Consider the following 15,882-nt stretch of genomic DNA (forward strand, 5'->3'; position numbering starts at 1 on the left):
AACCCCGCCAAACGGCGGACATATGCGCGGGACCTCGACGAAGAGGCGGAGAAGCATGTTGCAGGGAACGTCTACCGACCGAAGCGACAGCAGCAACACCAGCCGCAATCTCAGACGATGGCGCTCTGCCCCCGTCCTGTTCCTCACCCTCCTGTCGGCTCTCGCCGCGCTCCTGATACCCGCCTCTGCCGCCCGGGCCGCCACCCCCGTGACCTTCACGACCGGCGCGGCGCGGACCGACACCAGCGGCAACGCCCTGCAGCTGCACGGCATGGGCATCATCAAGGTCGGCGACACCTGGTACGGCTTCGGCGAGAACAAGACGGGCGAGACCTCGTCCGACACATCCTTCCGCGCCATCGCCTGCTACAGCTCGACCGACCTGGCGAACTGGACGTACCGGGGCGACGCCCTGTCCCTCCAGACCAGCGGCGACCTCGGGCCGTCCCGCGTGGTCGAGCGGCCGAAGGTGATCTACAACGCCGGCACCCAGAAGTACGTGATGTACGTCCACATCGACAGCTCGAACTACTCCGAGGCCAAGGTCGGTGTCGCCACCAGCAGCACCCCCTGCGGCCCCTACGACTACCGGGGCAGCTCCCGTCCGCTCGGCCAACTCAGCCGTGACATCGGCCTGTTCCAGGACACCGACGGCACCGCCTACCTGCTGTCGGAGGACCGCAACAACGGCCTGCGCATCGACCTGCTCTCGAGCGACTACCTCACTCCGCTCAGCACCGTCGCCATCCTCGGCAGCGGCGGCGGCGCCAACAGCTTCGAGTCGCCCGCGATGGTCAAGGCCAACGGGATCTACTACCTGCTGGCCTCGCACCTGACCGGCTGGAGCCTCAACGACAACGTCTACTCCACCGCCACGTCCGTCAGCGGCACCTGGGCGCCGATGCGCAACTTCGCCGCCCCGGGCACCAAGACGTACGGCAGCCAGACCGCCAACATCATCACGGTGGCCGGCACCTCCGGCACGACGTACATCTACGCGGGCGACCGCTGGAACGCCTCCGACCTCGGCGCGTCCCAGCTGATCTGGCTGCCGCTGACCATCAGCGGTACGACGGTGAACCTCGGCCAGTACCCGACCTGGTCCCTGGACGTCGAGGCCGGCACCTGGACCCCGAACAGCGGGGTGCCGAGCGCGGCGGCCCACACCCTGACCAACTCGGGCAGCTCCATGCTCCTCGACGTCACCGGCGCGGCCACCGCCAGCAACGCCAACATCGTCCAGGCGACCGGCACGGGCGGGGCCAGCCAGCGGTGGACGCTCACCAAGGTCTCGTCGAACATCTACACGCTGAAGAACGTCAACAGCGGGCTGTGCCTGGACGTACCCAGCAAGTCGACCGCCGAGAACCGCCAGCTCATCCAGTGGACCTGCAACGGCGGCACCAACCAGCAGTTCTTCTTCGACCTGGTCGGCAGCTACACCGGCAGCGTCTACATGCTGGTGGCCGTGCACAGCGGACTGAACCTCGGCGTGCTGAACAACGCGACGACGACGGGAGCGGCGGTCGTCCAGCTGACGGGCACGGGCGCGACGAGCCAGAAGTGGACGGTCGGCTGACGGCGGACGCGGCGGCGGCGACTCGGCCGGGGGCCACCCGGTCGAGGGCCGCTCAGTCGGCGACGACCCGGCCGGGGGCGAGCGGGCACGTGCCGGACCTCGATGTCCCGTCCTGGCCCGTCAGTTCCACCACCATCCGGCCGTCGGCGTCCTGGCTGTAGGCGATCGTGCAGGTCAGTTGGCGCAGGGCGGTGCTGTCCAGGTCCGCCAGGGGGAAGGGCAGGTGGGTCTTCACCCGGCCGGGCGAGGGGAGGGCCACGACGGTCCGGCCGGGGGTGGCGGCGGGGAGGGAGGTGGCCAGGCCGGCCGCCCGGTCCTCCTTCCGGGGGCCCGCGAGCAGGGCCGCGACGACCTTCTCCGTCGGTACCGGTCCGGTCGGCTCGTCGGAGGTCCGGTCGCCGGAGCCCGGCAGGTCGTAACTGGTGGGGAACACCGGCGCGGGCTTCGTCGTGCGGATCACGGGGACCACCTCGCCGTCGGAGGCGCGGAAGAAGAGCAGCATGTCGTAGTCACGGTCGAGGAAGGCCTGGAAGCTGGCAGGTCCGCCCGCCTCGACGACATCGGTCGGCTGGATACCGCAGCCGCCGAGCAGCGGTACGGCGGCCGCGAGGGCGAGGGTGACGGCGGCGACCGACGTACGGCGGCGACCGCGCGTACGTCTCATCCGCAGGCCTCCTCCGTGTGCAGCGGTATCTCGACGGCGAAGACGGCACCGCCCCCGGCCCGGTTCCCGGCGTGGATCGTTCCGCCGTGCAGCTTCACGTTCTCCAGGGTGATCGCCAGTCCCAGACCGCTGCCCGCCGAGCGGGTGCGGGCCGCGTCCGCCTTGTAGAAGCGGTCGAAGATGTGCGGGAGCGCCTCGGGGCGGATGCCGGGTCCGCTGTCGATGACGTCGGTGATCAGCACGGCCGTACCCGGGGCGCGGCTCTCGGTGCGCAGCCGTACGGTGACGGGCGCGTCGCCGTGCCGCAGGGCGTTGCCGACGAGGTTGGCGAGCACGACGTCGAAGCGGCGCGGGTCGAGCCTGGCCCGGATGCCGTCGGGGAGTTCGGTGCGGACCCGCTCGTCGGTCCAGCGCCGGTGGCCGAGGGTCTTGCGGATGGCCTCGGCGACGTCGACCTCGTCGGCGTGCAACTCGGCGGCGCGGGCGTCGAAGCGGGAGATCTCCATCAGGTCCTCGACGAGCACGGCGAGCTTCCCGGTCTCCGCGCTGACCAGCCGGACCGCGCGGGCGGTGTCTGCGTCGAGGCTGTCGGCGTCCTCGTCGAGGACCTCGGTGACGGCGAGCATTCCGGCGAGGGGGGTGCGCAGTTCGTGCGAGACGTCGGAGGCGAAACGGCGGGCGCGCTCCTCGGCCTCGCGCAATTCCCGTACGGATCGCTCCAGTTGAGCCGTCGACTCGTTGAACGTACGTGCCAGATCGGCCAGTTCGTCGCTGCCGCGCACCGGGATCCGGGTGTCGAGCCGGCCGCTGCCCATGTTCAGGGCCGCCTCACGCAGTTTCCGCACCGGGCGCAGCACACTGCGTGCCGCGATCAGACCGGGGACGAACGCGACGGCGAGGCCCGGCAGGGCGCCGTCCCGGGCGGCCAGGAGGAGGGCGTCGACATTGACCTGCTCGTCGGTCATCCGCATGACGGCGAACAGCACGAGCCCGCTGGGCAGTTCGCTGTCCGGGCTCGCCTTGAAGACCATGGGCATGGCGATGGTCAGGTAGGGCACGCCGTCCTTGACGACCCGCTCGAAGCTGCCACGGGGGTTGGCGTGCGCGGCGCGGCGCAGTTCGGGGGTGATGACGGTGGAGACGGGGTTCTCGCCCGAGGAGGCGCGGACCGAACCGTACTCGGCGAACACCACCCACGGCCGGGGCTTGCCCTTGCGGGCGATGTCGCGCAGGACCTCCTCCAGGTCGGGTCCGCCCAGTACGGGCAGCGCGAAGGCCGTCTGCTGCACATCCTCGCGGAACGACCTGACCGCCGTGTCCTGGGCGGTCTGCAGGATGGCGTTGCGGGCCTCGCGGTAGGTCAGCGCGGCCGTCGTACCGGCGCTGACGGCCGCGACCAGCAGGAAGGCGAGCATCAGTCGCGTACGCAGCCCGAACGCCGTGGCCCGCAGGCGCTCGACGCCACTGCCGCCGGTTCTCACAGCGGTCCGAAGCGGTAGCCGAAGCCGCGCAGTGTCTGGACATAGCGGGGGCTGCCGACCTCGTCCTCGACCTTGCCGCGCAGCCGCGCGACGCACGCGTCGACCAGTCGGGCGTCGGCGTGGTAGCTGTGGTCCCAGACGTGCTCCAGCAGTTGCTGCCTGCTGAACACCTGCTCGGGGGCGGCGGAGAGATGCAGCAGGAGCTTCAGCTCGGAGGGCGCCAGGGCCAGCGGCCGGCCGGCCTTGGTGACGGTCAACCCGCCCCGGTCGATGGTGAGTTCGCCGTACACCTCGATGGCCGGGCGACCCGGACCGCTGTCGTCCAGGCGGCGCAGTACGGCCCTGATCCGGGCCTCGATCACCTCTGGGCGGGCGGGCTTGACGATGTAGTCGTCGGCGCCGGCCTCCAGGCCGATGACCACGTCGAAGTCGTCGCTGCGCGCGGTGAGCATGATGATCGGCAACTGGCTGCGGTCGCGGACCTGCCGGCACACCTGTACGCCGTTCATGCCGGGCAGCATCAGGTCGAGCAGCAGCAGGTCGGGGCGGAACTCGGCCAACGCGGCGAGGCCGGCCTCGCCGGTCGCGGCGGCCCGTACCTCGTGGCCGCGCCGACGCAGACCGAGCTCGACCCCTTCACGTACGGAGGGGTCGTCCTCGATGAGGAGCACGCGGGGCATGGGGGTTCTCCCTCGGTGGTCAAGCGGTCAGGTGGGGGGTTGGGGTAGCGGTGGGGTTGAGGGGCGGTGGGGCGGGGTGAGCTGGGTGAGCTGGGTGAAGGTGAGGACGACGGGGGCCGCGTCGGCAGTTGCAGCGACGAGGGAGGAGGGAGGAGGGACGACGGCGAGGAGCAGGCGCCGTCGTCCGGTTCAGCGGCGGTTCAGGTACGTGTGGAAGGCGCGGTACAGGGCGTGGTTGGTGCTGCCGGGCAGGGGTTTCTCCCATTCGCCCAGCGTTTCCACGACCTGGCCGCCCGTGCCGAGCTTCCACCGCAGCAGGCCGTACGCGCGTTCCTCGGGGTCGAGAGTGGACGGCACCCCGCGCATGTCGTAGACGTCGGCGCCGAGCGCGTGGGCGTCCAGCAGCATGCGCCACTGGAGGGCGTTGGAGGGGCGGACCTCGCGGCGGTGGTCGGCCGAGGCGCCGGTCTGGTACCAGACCCGGCGGCCCACCGTGATCATCGTGTGGGCGGCCAGGATCTCGCCCCGGTGACGGGCGACGTACAGCTTCATCCGGCCCGGTTCCTCCGCGTTGAGCGCCGCGTACTGACGCTCGTAGTAGGCGAGCGAGCGGCCGAGGCGGAAACCGTCGCGTCGCTCGGTGACGCCGAGCAGCCGGTGGAACTCGGGGAGGTCGGCCGCGCTGCCCACGACCACCTCCACGCCCTCCTTCCTGGCCCGGCGCACATTGCGGCGCCACTCCTGGTTGAGCCCGGTCCACAGGTCCTCGGTGGTGCGTCCGGCGAGCGGCACCTGGAAGACGTGCCGCGGCTGGGCGTCCCCGTCCTGCCCGGTCCCGTCACCACCGCAGCGGCGCCAGCCCCGGCCCCGAAGCCGTTCGGCGACGGCCGTGCCGAGCGGGTCGACCTCACTGGCGAGGACGTCACCCAGGCGCCGCCCCGGCCCGGTGAGCGGCTTGAGCAGTGCCGCGTCCCAGCGCCGGTACGCGGGTGAGGGGCCGACGCGTACGGCGAACACGCCCGCGCGGCGGAGGTGTTCGAGCAGCGGGCCGAGCCAGCCGTCGATGTCGGGGTCCGTCCAGTCGGCGACGGGACCTTCGGGGAGGTAGGCGAAGTACCTGCGGGTGCCCGGGAGTTGCCGCAGCAGCACCAGGGCGACGCCGGTCAGCCGGCCGGCCGCCGGGTCGGGCCCCCAGCCGAGCAGCTGAGCCCGCCAGCCCTCCTTGACGTCGGCCCAGGACGGGCACTGGAGGAAACCCGCGCCGAGGGCCACGCCTGCGGGCGAGGCGAGGAAGGCGCGGTAGGTCTCCGCGGTGATGGTTCGCAGGGACACGCCCGGGTGCTGTGCGTGGGGCACACGGCTGGGCGTCACAAGCAGCGCTGACACAGTCTGAACCTCTCCTTCTCCCCGGGCGGTTCGCGGGGACACAAAGGAGGTTCACAGCGGTCCATGACCGCTCCGCGCGGCGAATGTGACCGGACGATGACCGTTCCTCACCAGTCGCCGTCACATGGCTCCACAGCGGCTGACCTCGGGTTTTCCCGCTCTACAGTCACCACATCGCCCCCTCACCCACCAGGTTTCCGTCCTTCCCGGAGGTCCCGTTGTCACGCACACGTGTACGCACCCAGGCCCGCGTCCGCGCCGCCCTCGTGGCCGCCCTGCTGGCACCGCTCGCCGCCTGCTCGTCGGGCGCCTCCCCCAGCGCCGGGGACAACTCTCCCGGCGGCAAGGGGACTTCGGGCGGCGGCGACCGTCCCGTCACGGTCACCGTCACGCCCAAGGGAGAACAGGTCCCGGCGGGCGAGCCCGTACGGGTCACGGCCACCGGCGGCACACTCACCTCGGTGACCGTCACCGACGCGGAAGGCCACCGGCTGACCGGCAGGGCCGCCGCCGACGGGCGGTCCTGGGTCTCCGACCGCAAGGCCGTCCCCGGCACGGCGTACGCGGTGACGGCGGCGACCCGCACCGCCGCCGGAACCGCCAAGAGCACCAGGGCCGCCTTCACCACGGCCGGGGCGGACAAGGTCAACAAGGTCGACTGGCGGCCGGGCGCCGGCGCCACCGTCGGGGTCGCCCAGCCGATCTCCCTGGTCTTCGACAACCCGGTCGGCAACCGCGCCGAGGTCGAGAAGCACCTCAGGATCACCACCTCGAACGGCACCGAGGGCTCCTGGGGCTGGATAACCGACTGGTCGGGCAGGGACAGGGTCGACTGGCGGCCCAGGACCTACTGGAAACCCGGCACGAAGGTCACCCTGAACGCCGAGTTGAACGGCACCGACTCCGGCAAGGACGGCGGCTGGTTCGTACGCGACTACACGACCGCGTTCACCGTCGGCGCCCGGCAGATCGTCAAGGTCGACCTCGACCGGCATCAACTCACCCTCGTACGCGACGGCGAGACGGTCCGCCACATACCGGTCTCCGGCGGCACACCCGGCGGCGACCGGCGCTCCTGGCGCGGAACGGCCGTCCTCATGGCCAAGGAGGGCACGATCAACATGAACTCCGAGACGGTGGGCCTCGCCAACGCCTACAACAAGATGGTCGACTACTCGATGCGGCTGACCTGGTCGGGCATGTACGCGCACGCCGCGCCGTGGAACGCCCGCTACTTCGGAAATACCAACCACAGTTCCGGCTGCATAGGCATGAGCGACGCGAACGCCGCCTGGTTCTACGGGCAGGTGCGGCCGGGCGACCCGTTCGAGATCACCGGCAAGGACACCAAGGGCGTGGTCGCGCCGGGCAACGGCTTCGGGGCGTGGAATCTGTCGTGGGCCGAGTGGCAGCGGAAGAGCGCCGTCTGAGCTGAGAAGCGGGTCCGACTGTCCCCGTCGGCCCCGGTCGAGCCCCTCCGGCCTCACTCACCGGGGAAGGGCTCCCGGCGGCTCCTCCAGTGGGCCAGGGCCCGTTCCGCGCCCGGGAGCGCCCGGTGGTCGGCCGACTTCGCGCGGAGGGCGTCGACCAGGGCGGACAGCAGGACCGTGGCCTGCTCGGGGGAGCCGGCGACGCCGGTCATGACGGCGTGGTTGCGACGCACGTCGATGCTGAAGTCGTCGAGCGGGCCCAGGACTTCGGCCGCGTCCACGGCCAGGTCGGCCAGTACGTCGACCAGGCGCGGCAGGGCCGCCGGGTCGGGCACGGGGGTGTCGGGCGACGGCTCGGTGAGCTGCTTGAGCCGCTGCGCGAAGGCGGCCCGGGCCCGCAGTCCCGCCGGGGTACGCGCGGTGCCGTGGGCCGGGTTGACCGCCAGGGCGAGGTGACCGGAGCGGTCGACGGTCTGCTGGTGCGGAGTGGGATATCCGGTGGGGAAGAGGCCCGTTCGCGGTGCCGGGGTGGTCGGCAGGACCACCGCGAGACGGTCGTAGAGGTCGGCGAGGCCGAGGTGGCGGGGCCCGTCGGGGATGCCCTCGTCGAGGACGCCGAGCACCGCCCCGGTGAAACCGGTGAGGGTGCCGTCCGGCGGGAACAGGGCCTTCTGGGTGGGGCCGCACGCAGTGAGCAGATGGATGCCGTGACCGTCCGGGCCGAGGGCACGGCCGGAGAAGCAGCAGTCGAGGATCGCGACCTTGTGTCTGGCCGACGACTCCCGCAGCAGACTGGCGACTTCGGTGAACGGCAGGGATGGGCTGGGGTCGCTTCCGCCGCCGTACTGGCTGGAGGGGGTGAGTGCCAGACAGAGGCGGTCGTCCCGGCCGAGCAGTCCGTGCCCGCAGTAGGCGAAGAGCAGCAGGTCGACGTCCGGTTCCCGGACCATGCGGCGCAGCGGGTCCAGTATCTGCCGGGGGTCGGCGGGCTCGGGGACGACGGTGGTCCGGCGCGCGTCGAACATCCCCTGGGGGCCGGTGAGTGCGGCGGCGAGGGCTCGGGCGGCGGTCACGGCCTGGGGCATGGGAGGGAGGGTGCTGGGCCGGACATGCCGACCGGTACCGACAAGCAACGCACGCGCGGACGCGGGGCGCCCCGACGGCACCCGGGTCATTCATCCGCTCCGGGCGGGACGACGGCGAATGCGGCCAACTGGGCCATCACCGCCGGGAGTTGGGCTTCGTCATCGACCGCTCCACTCACCCGGGTGCCGTCGGGCCGAACGGCCTCGAACTCGATCCGCCGGTAGGTCGGGCGCCGCTGCTGCAGCCAGAGGAAGAACGCGTTGGTGACGGCGGCGACAACGGCGGCGGAGGCGTTGATGATGTCCACGGCCGTGGCCGCGTCACCCTGCTCCCCGGGAGCAGGCGCGGCGGTACGCAGCCCCGCCCGGCCCCCCAACTGCTCACCGGCGTTGATCCACGCGGCCAAATCCCGGTTCAGGGCGTCGACTTGAGCGGCCGCCCCCGAGAAGGTGAAGGTGAGAGCGTTCTCCGGCGCGTGGGACGCGGAATCTACGGGCATGGGGCGAGGGCTCCTGTTCGGTCGTTCGGGCGGGGTGGGGCGTTGGGGGCAGGCGGTCGGTTTGCGGGCGGGTGGTCTGAAAGGCGGACCGTCCGCGCTCGGTCGGCGGGCGGGTGATCCGCCCTCGGGAGGGGGCCGCCCCAGCGGGCAGGCGGTCTGCGCTCGGGTGGCGGGGGTGATCGGCGGGCGGTCGAGCCCTCTCGGGCGGGGGTCCGCCCCGGTGGCTGGGCGGCCTGCGGGCGGGTGGTCATCGAGGGAGGGTGGGCGGGGATGGTCGGCAGGTGGTCGATGCGCCTTCGGGTGGGGGCCACCCCAGTGAGGGGCGGCCTGCGGGCGGGTGGTCATCGGGGCGGGTAGGTCCTCGGGGGCGGGCAGTGCGGCGGGTCGTGGCGGGCGGGGAATTCGGCGGTCAGACTCCAGTGCCGAAGTCGGTCCAGCCCGTGTCGGGGCCGCCGGTGTTCGTGCCGGTGGTGTTGGTGCTGTTGGCCGATGTTCCCGGGCCGGGGGTATCTGGTGATCCTCGCTGCAGCGCGAAGAGCTCGGGCTCGCCCGGTTCCTCGTGGGGGAGTCTGAAGACTGTGGCTGTCTCGTCCGGGTCCATGAGGTCGGCCAGGGCCGTTACCGTGCCCGGGTCGCTCAGCCACAGTTGCTGTCCCTCGGACGGTGTTCGCAAGAACGCGGGGACGCCCTGCCAGTACGCCTCCCACTGCCAGTCCCTGTTGACGCCCAGCAGGTTGCCGCAGGCCACCTGGTGTTCCTGCGGGCTCTGCGGGCGGACTACCACCGCCCCGGAGCTCGTCGGCGCCACGGTGTGTCCGATGAGTCCGGTCAGGACGTCCGACACCGGGGCCTCGCCCTCGACGGCGACCGAGATCCGCGCCCGGTGCAGCCGCCCGGTGTAACGACGCGCGGCCTCCTCGTACAGACCGTGCGCCTCGCGGGCGAAGGGGTCGCCGGGTACGGGCAGCCCGTACATCGGGTCGGGCCGCCCCGGCACCGCGAGTGTCCCGAACGCCTGCGCGCGCATCGTCAGGCCGGCGGCGAGGCCGGCCGGAGCGGCGCACGGTTCGAGGCACACGCTGATCACCGTACGCCTCGGCTCGGCGGCCAGCTGGGCCCATATCCGGTCCCAGGAAGGGTCGTTGGCGTCGAAGCGGGAGACGGCCGTCGCGATGCGTTCCGCTCCCCACGCGCGGGTGAGGGTCCGGCAGGTGATGCGTTTGCGGATCTCCGCGATCGCGCCCCATCCCGGTACGAAGGGGGCGAGCAGCCGCGCGATCTCGTCGGTGTCCTCGATCCGGGTCCCCGTCACATGCGCGGGGAGCCGGGCCAGGGCGGGGAGCGCGTCCCGTACGGCCTGGAGCGCGGCCGCCCGGTCGACGCCGTACAGCTGGGCGATCAGGACGGTCTCGATCCGTCCGCTCACCGGGTCGCCGATGAACCGCAAGTCCCAGCGGGCGGTGGTGCGTTCGGTCCAGAGGGCCGCGAGCCAGGCCTGCTCGGCGGCGACCCGGTCGGCTCTGCGCCGGGCCTCGGAGAACTCCGGGTAGAGGCCTCCGGGCAGCGGGGCGGGGCTGAGGGAGAAGGCGATGTACGCCCAGTTCTCCCCGGTGGGGGCGGCACGCAGGAGCACACCCCGCGCGTCCCCCGGCGCGCCTCCGACCATCCGTTCACGCTCCCCTTCCTGGTCCCACTGCTACGTCTCAGGTCCGAGGCTGCGGACCGCCCGGTGGGGGCCCGCCGGCCGGCCCCCACGTCCCCGTGGGACCGGCGTCCGGCGGCATCGGCGCGGACCTCGCGTGGTCGGCCCGTACCGGAGGCAGGCCCTGGGGGAAGGCGTAGCTGACGGGAACCACGACCTGGTCCACCGCCGTGGCCAGCCCCTCCCGGCACGCCGCGTGCACCGCCTCACGCATGGCCCGTACGCCCTCCGTGCGCATCATGATCCGCTCGGGGCTCAGCCGGCCCATGACGTTGGCGATCAGGTCCGACACCCAGCCGCCGATCAGGACGTATCCGCGGCGCGAGCGCCACATCTGCCACCCCAGGTAGAGGCTCGTACCGTACGAGAAGACCGAGACGTAGGCCTGGCACCTGCCCTCGGAGAGCACGAGGCGGCTGCGGACCTGGTCCCGGCCCAGGCCGGTGGCGATGACGCGTTCGGCGCGGTCGATGGGGACGGAGCGCCGCGCGAGCGTCCCCGCGATGGAGACGTACGCGGAGTCGAGGGAGCCGCTCCGGTCCGCCAGCAGGACCCGCCATTCGGCGATCGGTTCGATCATGCGCACGCCGAGCAGGGTCACCCAGAAGGCGACCCCCGAGGCGACGTACGACAGCGCGAACATGAAGGCGAATCCCTCGGCACTGCCCAGGAGCAGGAGGAAGAGCCCGAAGAAGAAGACCGGCAGGAAGGCCAGGAACGAGGCCAGGAAGGCGTAGACGAACAGTTGGAGCAGCAGCCGCCAGCTGACCGAGTCGTCGAGGGAGGTCTCCACCGGGAAGTGCCGCAGGTTCTTGTCGAGATACGCGGCGTTGGCGTCGCCGCCTCTCCATCCCGGCAGGCTCGTGAATCTGTCGTCCGTCATCTGTTCCCCCTGAAACGGTCACGGATCCGAGGTAGCGAGGACTACCCACCGTGGACGCATGGTCACCCTCCTCGAGGTCTCGAAATTGCGACAATCCGGCGGGTAGGACGTGGCAAGAAGTGCGGCGACACGCGCATGTGCCCGGGTCCGAGAGGGCACCCGGGACCCGGTGCCCGAGTACCGGCATCTCCGCGTCGGGGCCAGACAGGGAGCAGCCGCATGATCCGTCCAGCCGACATCCGTGAGTGGCGCGACCACGACGTGATCGACACGAAGCAGCGCCGGATCGGCATGCTCGAGGCGGTCTACGTGGACACGGCCACCGACGAACCCGCCATGGCCACCGTCCGGACCGGGCTGCCCACCCGCCACCGGCTGGTCTTCGTCCCGCTCGACGACGTCGTCCTCGGACCGGGCTACGTCCAGGTCGCCTACGCCAAGGCACAGGTGCGCGACGCCCCGTCGATCGGGACGGACGACGTGCTGCCGGCCGAGCGGGAGGAGGAGATCTTCCAGCACTACGGCATGCCGTACCAGCCGGGAGCGGGCGGCGAACGCCAGCTCGCCCGCCGCTGACACCGGCGGCTCGGTGTTCGACACGGGATGCGTGCGGAACACCCGCACACGCACACGGCACGAGGAGGTGGTCGCGGTGATGGCGCTGTTCCTGCTGCTGGTCCTGGTGGCCGTCGTCCTGGGGATCATCGGTGCGGCGGCCTCGGGCCTGGGGTATCTCCTGGCCATCGGCATCGTCGTCCTCGCCGCCGACCTGATCTTCTTCGGGGCCCGCCTGTCCCGGCGGGCGCGGCGGCGGCCCGTGCGCTGACGCCCCCTGGGGGCGCCCCCAGACCCCCCCCTTTCGGCCCTGAACGGGCCTCGTCCTCAAACTCCCCCAGAGGGGGGACCCCCAGACGGGCTGAAAATCACCGGGGCGGGGCGGTCGAGTTGCGCACCACGAGTTCCGTGCCCACCTCCATGTTCTCCATGAGCAGCCGCTGTCCCTCGATGACGGACAGCAGGGCACGCGCGGCCTTCTGGCCCATGTCGTGCAGCGGTTGACGCACCGTGGTCAGTCCGGGGAAGCTCTGCGCCGCCCGCGGCAGGTCGTCGAAGCCGACGACGGAGAAATCGTCGGGCACGGCGAGTCCTCGCGCCCGGGCGGCGTCGATGGCGCCGAGCGCCATCAGGTCGGCACCGCCGACGACCGCCGTCGGACCGTGGTCGTCGATCAGGCGAGTGGTCGCGCGGAAGCCGCTGGCATAGGAGAAGTCGCACGAGGCGACCAGTCGCTCGTCGACCTCCAGGCCGGCGAGCCGCATCGCGTCCTCGAAGCCCTGGAAGCGGATCGACGTGCTTTCGAGGTCCTCCACACCGCGGAGGTAGCCGATCCGGGTGTGCCCCAGGTCGATGAGGTGCTGTGTGCCCTGGCGCATGCCCTGGTAGTTGTCGACGGTGATCCGGGGAAGCGGTACGTCCACGCGCCGGGGGTCGATGATGACGCAGGGCAGCTTCTGCCTGCGCAGCAGCGTGACCGTGTCGGCCTCCAGGACGGGCGCGATCATGAGCACACCGTCGACGAGGCCGTTGCCCAGGAACTCGATACGGTCCTTCTCCCGCACCGCGTCGTGGTACGTGGCGTTGACGAGCAGTTCCTGCTCGGCGCCGGCCAGTTCGTCGGCGACGCCGCGCAGGATCTCCAGCCCGTACTGACTGGTGAGGTCCAGCGCGATGAGGCCGATGAGCCCGCTGCGCCCGGCCTTGAGGTTGCGGGCCGAGACGTTCGGCCGGTAGCCGAGTCGCGCCGCCACCTCCATGACACGGCGCCGGGTCTCCTCGGATGCCCCCGGTCTGCCGTTGACGACATTGGACACGGTCATCGCGGAGACACCGGCCTCCTCGGCCACCTGCGCGATGGTCACCCGCCCTGCCACCCGGACTCCTTCTGCCGTGAACGCTCGGGAAACTGTAACGATAAGGCAGCGGTCACGTCAAAGAAACACGCCAGGTCCAAGGGATGCCAGGGGCCTACCGAACCGGCTGGTCGAGCATCGAAAGTTACTTCTAGATGTCAGCTAAGTTTTGCGTTACAGTCCCCGCAATCGGCAGAAAAGTTCGCCGCAAAATCGGGTCGACCGGTCCCTTTCCGCATGTAGCACCTTCCCCCACACGGAAACCGACCAGCCCGTTCACATCCCTTCAGAGCTGACAAGTCGGTCCGTACCGACGATGGGTGAGGTATGCAATGAAGCGTTCTGGGAGAGGTCTCGCGATCGCCACCACGGTCGCCGCCATGGCGGTCTCACTGGCCGCGTGCGGAGGCAGCGGGTCGTCCGGCACCTCCGCGGACGGCAAGGTGACCCTGCACGTACAGGCCTGGAAGGGCGGCGGCGCCGAGCCGGCGAACGTCGCGGAGGTCAACAAGGCGTTCGAGGCGGCCCACCCCGACATCAAGGTCGACTTCGAGTACATCACCGCCAACGACACCTACGTCCAGAAGCTCCAACCCGAACTGCTCGGCGGCAAGGCCGGCGACGTGATCATGGTCGACACGGACAAGATGAAGAAGTGGGGCGCCTCCGGCTACCTCGCCGACCTGTCCGGGGAGTTCTGGGCGAGCAAGATAGCCAACGACGCCAAGCCCTTCGCGCAGGTCGACGGCAAGACCCTCGCGATGCCCATGGAGCTGATCGGCATCGGCCTGTACGCCAACATGGACCTGCTGAAGAAGGCGGGCGTCACCGAGGTCCCCGCCGACTGGCCGACGTTCCTCGCCGACCTCGCCAAGGTCAAGAAGGCCGGCATCAACCCCATCGCGCTGCCCGACAAGAGCGGCTGGACCGGCAGCTCCGTGTTCCAGGCGAGCGGTTCGACCCTCGTCTACAACAAGAACAAGGAGTGGGACGCCGACTTCCTGGCCGGCAAGGCGTCCCTCGAGGCGGACTGGAAGGGCCCGCTCGAGCAGTTGAAGACCCTGGAGGACAAGGGGTACGTCAACTGGAAGAACGAGCTCGGCGTCGACGAGTGGTCCCAGGGCCCGCAGGACTTCAGCGCCGGCAAGAGCGCCTTCTGGTACCAGGGCGCGTGGCAGGTCTCCAACGTCAAGAAGGCCGGCTTCCCGGTCTCGTTCGCGCCCTGGCCGGGCGGTGACGCGGGCACCAAGCCCAACAGCATGCTGTTCGCCGGGACGATGTGGGGCGTCAACTCCCAGTCGAAGCATGGCGACGCGGCCCGCGAGTACGTCAAGTTCTGGTCGCAGAGCGAGAACCTCGCCAAGTACCTCGAGGCCGAGCACGCCGAGTCCCCGTTCACCGGCGGCACCACCCCGAAGAGCACCGAGACGACGGCCTTCACCACGGCGTTCGAGGACGGGCGTTACCGCATCCTCCCCTCCAACTCCTGGTACGCGGCAGCCGCCGAGACCGACACCGGCTCCAAGATCCAGGCGTACCTGCTGGGCCAGGCGTCCGCCGCGCAGACGCTGAAGGACATCCAGACCGCGGCGTCCGCGAAGTAACCCAGCCACCCCACCCCTGGTCCGCCGCGGCGGGGGCCGCGGCCGGCGGCTCCCGGCCGCACCGCCCCCGCCCCGGCAATCCACCAGGCAAGAGGAGGATCCCCCGTGTTCCACCGCCGGCGTGCCACCATGGCCGCCTTCCTGCTCCCGGCGATCGCCGTGTACGGCGTGTTCATGCTGTATCCGCTGGCCCGCGGCATCTACCTGAGCATGACCGACAGCCTCGGCGGACCCATCGCCAACTTCGTCGGCACCGAGCAGTACCGTGCCATGGCCGACGACCCGAAGGTCACCGCCGCCCTGTGGCACACCGTGCTGTACGCCGCCGTGGTCGTCGTCGTGCAGAACGGCCTCGGGCTGCTCTTCGCGAGCCTCCTGTTCCGCCGCCCCAGGGTCCGCAAGACGCTCAGCGTCGTCCTGCTCACGCCGACCCTGATCTCCCCGGTGATGGCCGCCTTCATCTGGTCGTACCTGTTCGCCCCGACCGGCGGCATCAACGCGCTCCTCGACCTGGTCGGCCTGCACGGCCTGAACCACGTCTGGCTGGGCGACACCTCCACCGCGCTCTACTCGGTGGCCGCCGTCAACATCTGGATGTTCACCGGCTACTCCTGCGCGATCTTCCTCGCCAGCTACATGAGCATGCCCACCGAACTCCTGGAGGCGGCGGCGCTGGACGGCGCGAGCGGCTGGCGTCGCTTCGTCAGCATCGAGTGGCCCCTGCTCGCCCCCGCGCTCACCGTCAATGTGACGCTCAGCCTCATCGGCTCGCTGAAGGTCTTCGAGTTCCCCCTCGTGCTGACGAACGGCGGCCCGGCCGGCGCCACGGACACCCTGACCCTCCTCGTGTACCGCAATGTCTTCGGCGGCGGGAAGTTCGCCTACGGGATCGCGCTGTCGGTCGTCCTCCTCGTGACCGTGGTCGTCCTGTCCAGCGCCACCTCCTCCCTGCTCCGGCTCCGCGAACGACGCATCTGA

15 protein-coding genes are annotated in these 15,882 nt (G+C 71.0%); 6 read left to right on the top strand and 9 right to left on the bottom strand.

Annotated elements, in window-relative coordinates:
* The first annotated feature begins 55 nt into the window (after positions 1 to 55).
* On the top strand, positions 56 to 1,579 hold the full coding sequence (locus tag PV396_RS18250) for an RICIN domain-containing protein (protein WP_319205822.1): 1,524 nt from the start codon (positions 56 to 58) through the stop codon (positions 1,577 to 1,579).
* Between the two features lie 52 nt (positions 1,580 to 1,631).
* Here the strand turns inward: PV396_RS18250 and PV396_RS18255 are convergent, their stop codons facing one another.
* From PV396_RS18255 to PV396_RS18270, 4 genes are all read right to left on the bottom strand, one after another.
* A complete protein-coding gene (locus tag PV396_RS18255) occupies positions 1,632 to 2,243 on the bottom strand; it encodes a hypothetical protein (protein ID WP_319205823.1) in 612 nt (203 codons plus the stop codon).
* Positions 2,240 to 3,658, bottom strand: coding sequence for a HAMP domain-containing sensor histidine kinase (locus tag PV396_RS18260; protein ID WP_319206345.1), 1,419 nt, complete (start codon positions 3,656 to 3,658; stop codon positions 2,240 to 2,242). The genes PV396_RS18255 and PV396_RS18260 overlap by 4 nt, the downstream gene beginning before the upstream one ends.
* Positions 3,659 to 3,720: 62 nt before the next feature.
* Complete coding sequence (locus PV396_RS18265; RefSeq protein WP_319205824.1) at positions 3,721 to 4,404, bottom strand: response regulator transcription factor; 684 nt, start codon at positions 4,402 to 4,404, stop codon at positions 3,721 to 3,723.
* Between the two features lie 189 nt (positions 4,405 to 4,593).
* Positions 4,594 to 5,790, bottom strand: a complete 1,197-nt coding sequence (locus PV396_RS18270; protein WP_416071430.1) for a lipid II:glycine glycyltransferase FemX — start codon at positions 5,788 to 5,790, stop codon at positions 4,594 to 4,596.
* 218 nt (positions 5,791 to 6,008) lie between these two features.
* Between PV396_RS18270 and PV396_RS18275 the strand changes: the two genes are divergently transcribed.
* Positions 6,009 to 7,220 carry a L,D-transpeptidase gene (locus tag PV396_RS18275; protein ID WP_319205826.1) on the top strand — a complete coding sequence of 404 codons (1,212 nt, stop codon included), beginning with the start codon at positions 6,009 to 6,011 and terminating at the stop codon, positions 7,218 to 7,220.
* Positions 7,221 to 7,273: 53 nt separating this feature from the next.
* Here PV396_RS18275 and PV396_RS18280 read toward each other — a convergent pair whose 3' ends face one another.
* The 4 genes from PV396_RS18280 to PV396_RS18295 all read right to left on the bottom strand — a co-directional run bounded on the left by PV396_RS18280 (position 7,274) and on the right by PV396_RS18295 (position 11,390).
* On the bottom strand, positions 7,274 to 8,395 hold the full coding sequence (locus PV396_RS18280) for a caspase, EACC1-associated type (RefSeq protein ID WP_319205827.1): 1,122 nt from the start codon (positions 8,393 to 8,395) through the stop codon (positions 7,274 to 7,276).
* A complete protein-coding gene (locus tag PV396_RS18285) occupies positions 8,392 to 8,805 on the bottom strand; it encodes an effector-associated constant component EACC1 (protein WP_319205828.1) in 414 nt (137 codons plus the stop codon). Before PV396_RS18285 ends, PV396_RS18280 begins: the two co-directional genes overlap by 4 nt.
* 409 nt (positions 8,806 to 9,214) lie before the next feature.
* Positions 9,215 to 10,471: a hypothetical protein gene (locus tag PV396_RS18290; RefSeq protein ID WP_319205829.1), complete on the bottom strand. Its 1,257-nt coding sequence runs from the start codon at positions 10,469 to 10,471 to the stop codon at positions 9,215 to 9,217.
* A 37-nt stretch (positions 10,472 to 10,508) separates the two neighbouring features.
* On the bottom strand, positions 10,509 to 11,390 hold the full coding sequence (locus PV396_RS18295; RefSeq protein ID WP_319205830.1) for a hypothetical protein: 882 nt from the start codon (positions 11,388 to 11,390) through the stop codon (positions 10,509 to 10,511).
* A 219-nt stretch (positions 11,391 to 11,609) separates the two neighbouring features.
* Here PV396_RS18295 and PV396_RS18300 point away from each other — a divergent pair, with 219 nt between their 5' ends.
* Complete coding sequence (locus tag PV396_RS18300) at positions 11,610 to 11,966, top strand: PRC-barrel domain-containing protein (protein WP_319205831.1); 357 nt, start codon at positions 11,610 to 11,612, stop codon at positions 11,964 to 11,966.
* 31 nt (positions 11,967 to 11,997) lie between these two features.
* Positions 11,998 to 12,216, top strand: a complete 219-nt coding sequence (locus tag PV396_RS18305) for a hypothetical protein (protein WP_319206391.1) — start codon at positions 11,998 to 12,000, stop codon at positions 12,214 to 12,216.
* Positions 12,217 to 12,313: 97 nt separating this feature from the next.
* On the opposite strand, the gene PV396_RS18310 is transcribed toward PV396_RS18305, so the two are convergent.
* On the bottom strand, positions 12,314 to 13,321 hold the full coding sequence (locus tag PV396_RS18310) for a LacI family DNA-binding transcriptional regulator (protein ID WP_319205832.1): 1,008 nt from the start codon (positions 13,319 to 13,321) through the stop codon (positions 12,314 to 12,316).
* 311 nt (positions 13,322 to 13,632) lie between these two features.
* On the opposite strand from PV396_RS18310, the gene PV396_RS18315 reads away from it, so the two are divergent.
* Positions 13,633 to 14,904 (top strand): ABC transporter substrate-binding protein, encoded by a 1,272-nt coding sequence (locus tag PV396_RS18315; protein WP_319205833.1) that lies wholly within the window; start codon positions 13,633 to 13,635, stop codon positions 14,902 to 14,904.
* Positions 14,905 to 15,009: 105 nt separating this feature from the next.
* Positions 15,010 to 15,882: a sugar ABC transporter permease gene (locus tag PV396_RS18320; RefSeq protein WP_319205834.1), complete on the top strand. Its 873-nt coding sequence runs from the start codon at positions 15,010 to 15,012 to the stop codon at positions 15,880 to 15,882.

Origin of the sequence: Streptomyces sp. ME02-8801-2C (genome assembly GCF_033793965.1) — a bacterium.
Classification (GTDB): Bacteria; Actinomycetota; Actinomycetes; order Streptomycetales; family Streptomycetaceae; genus Streptomyces.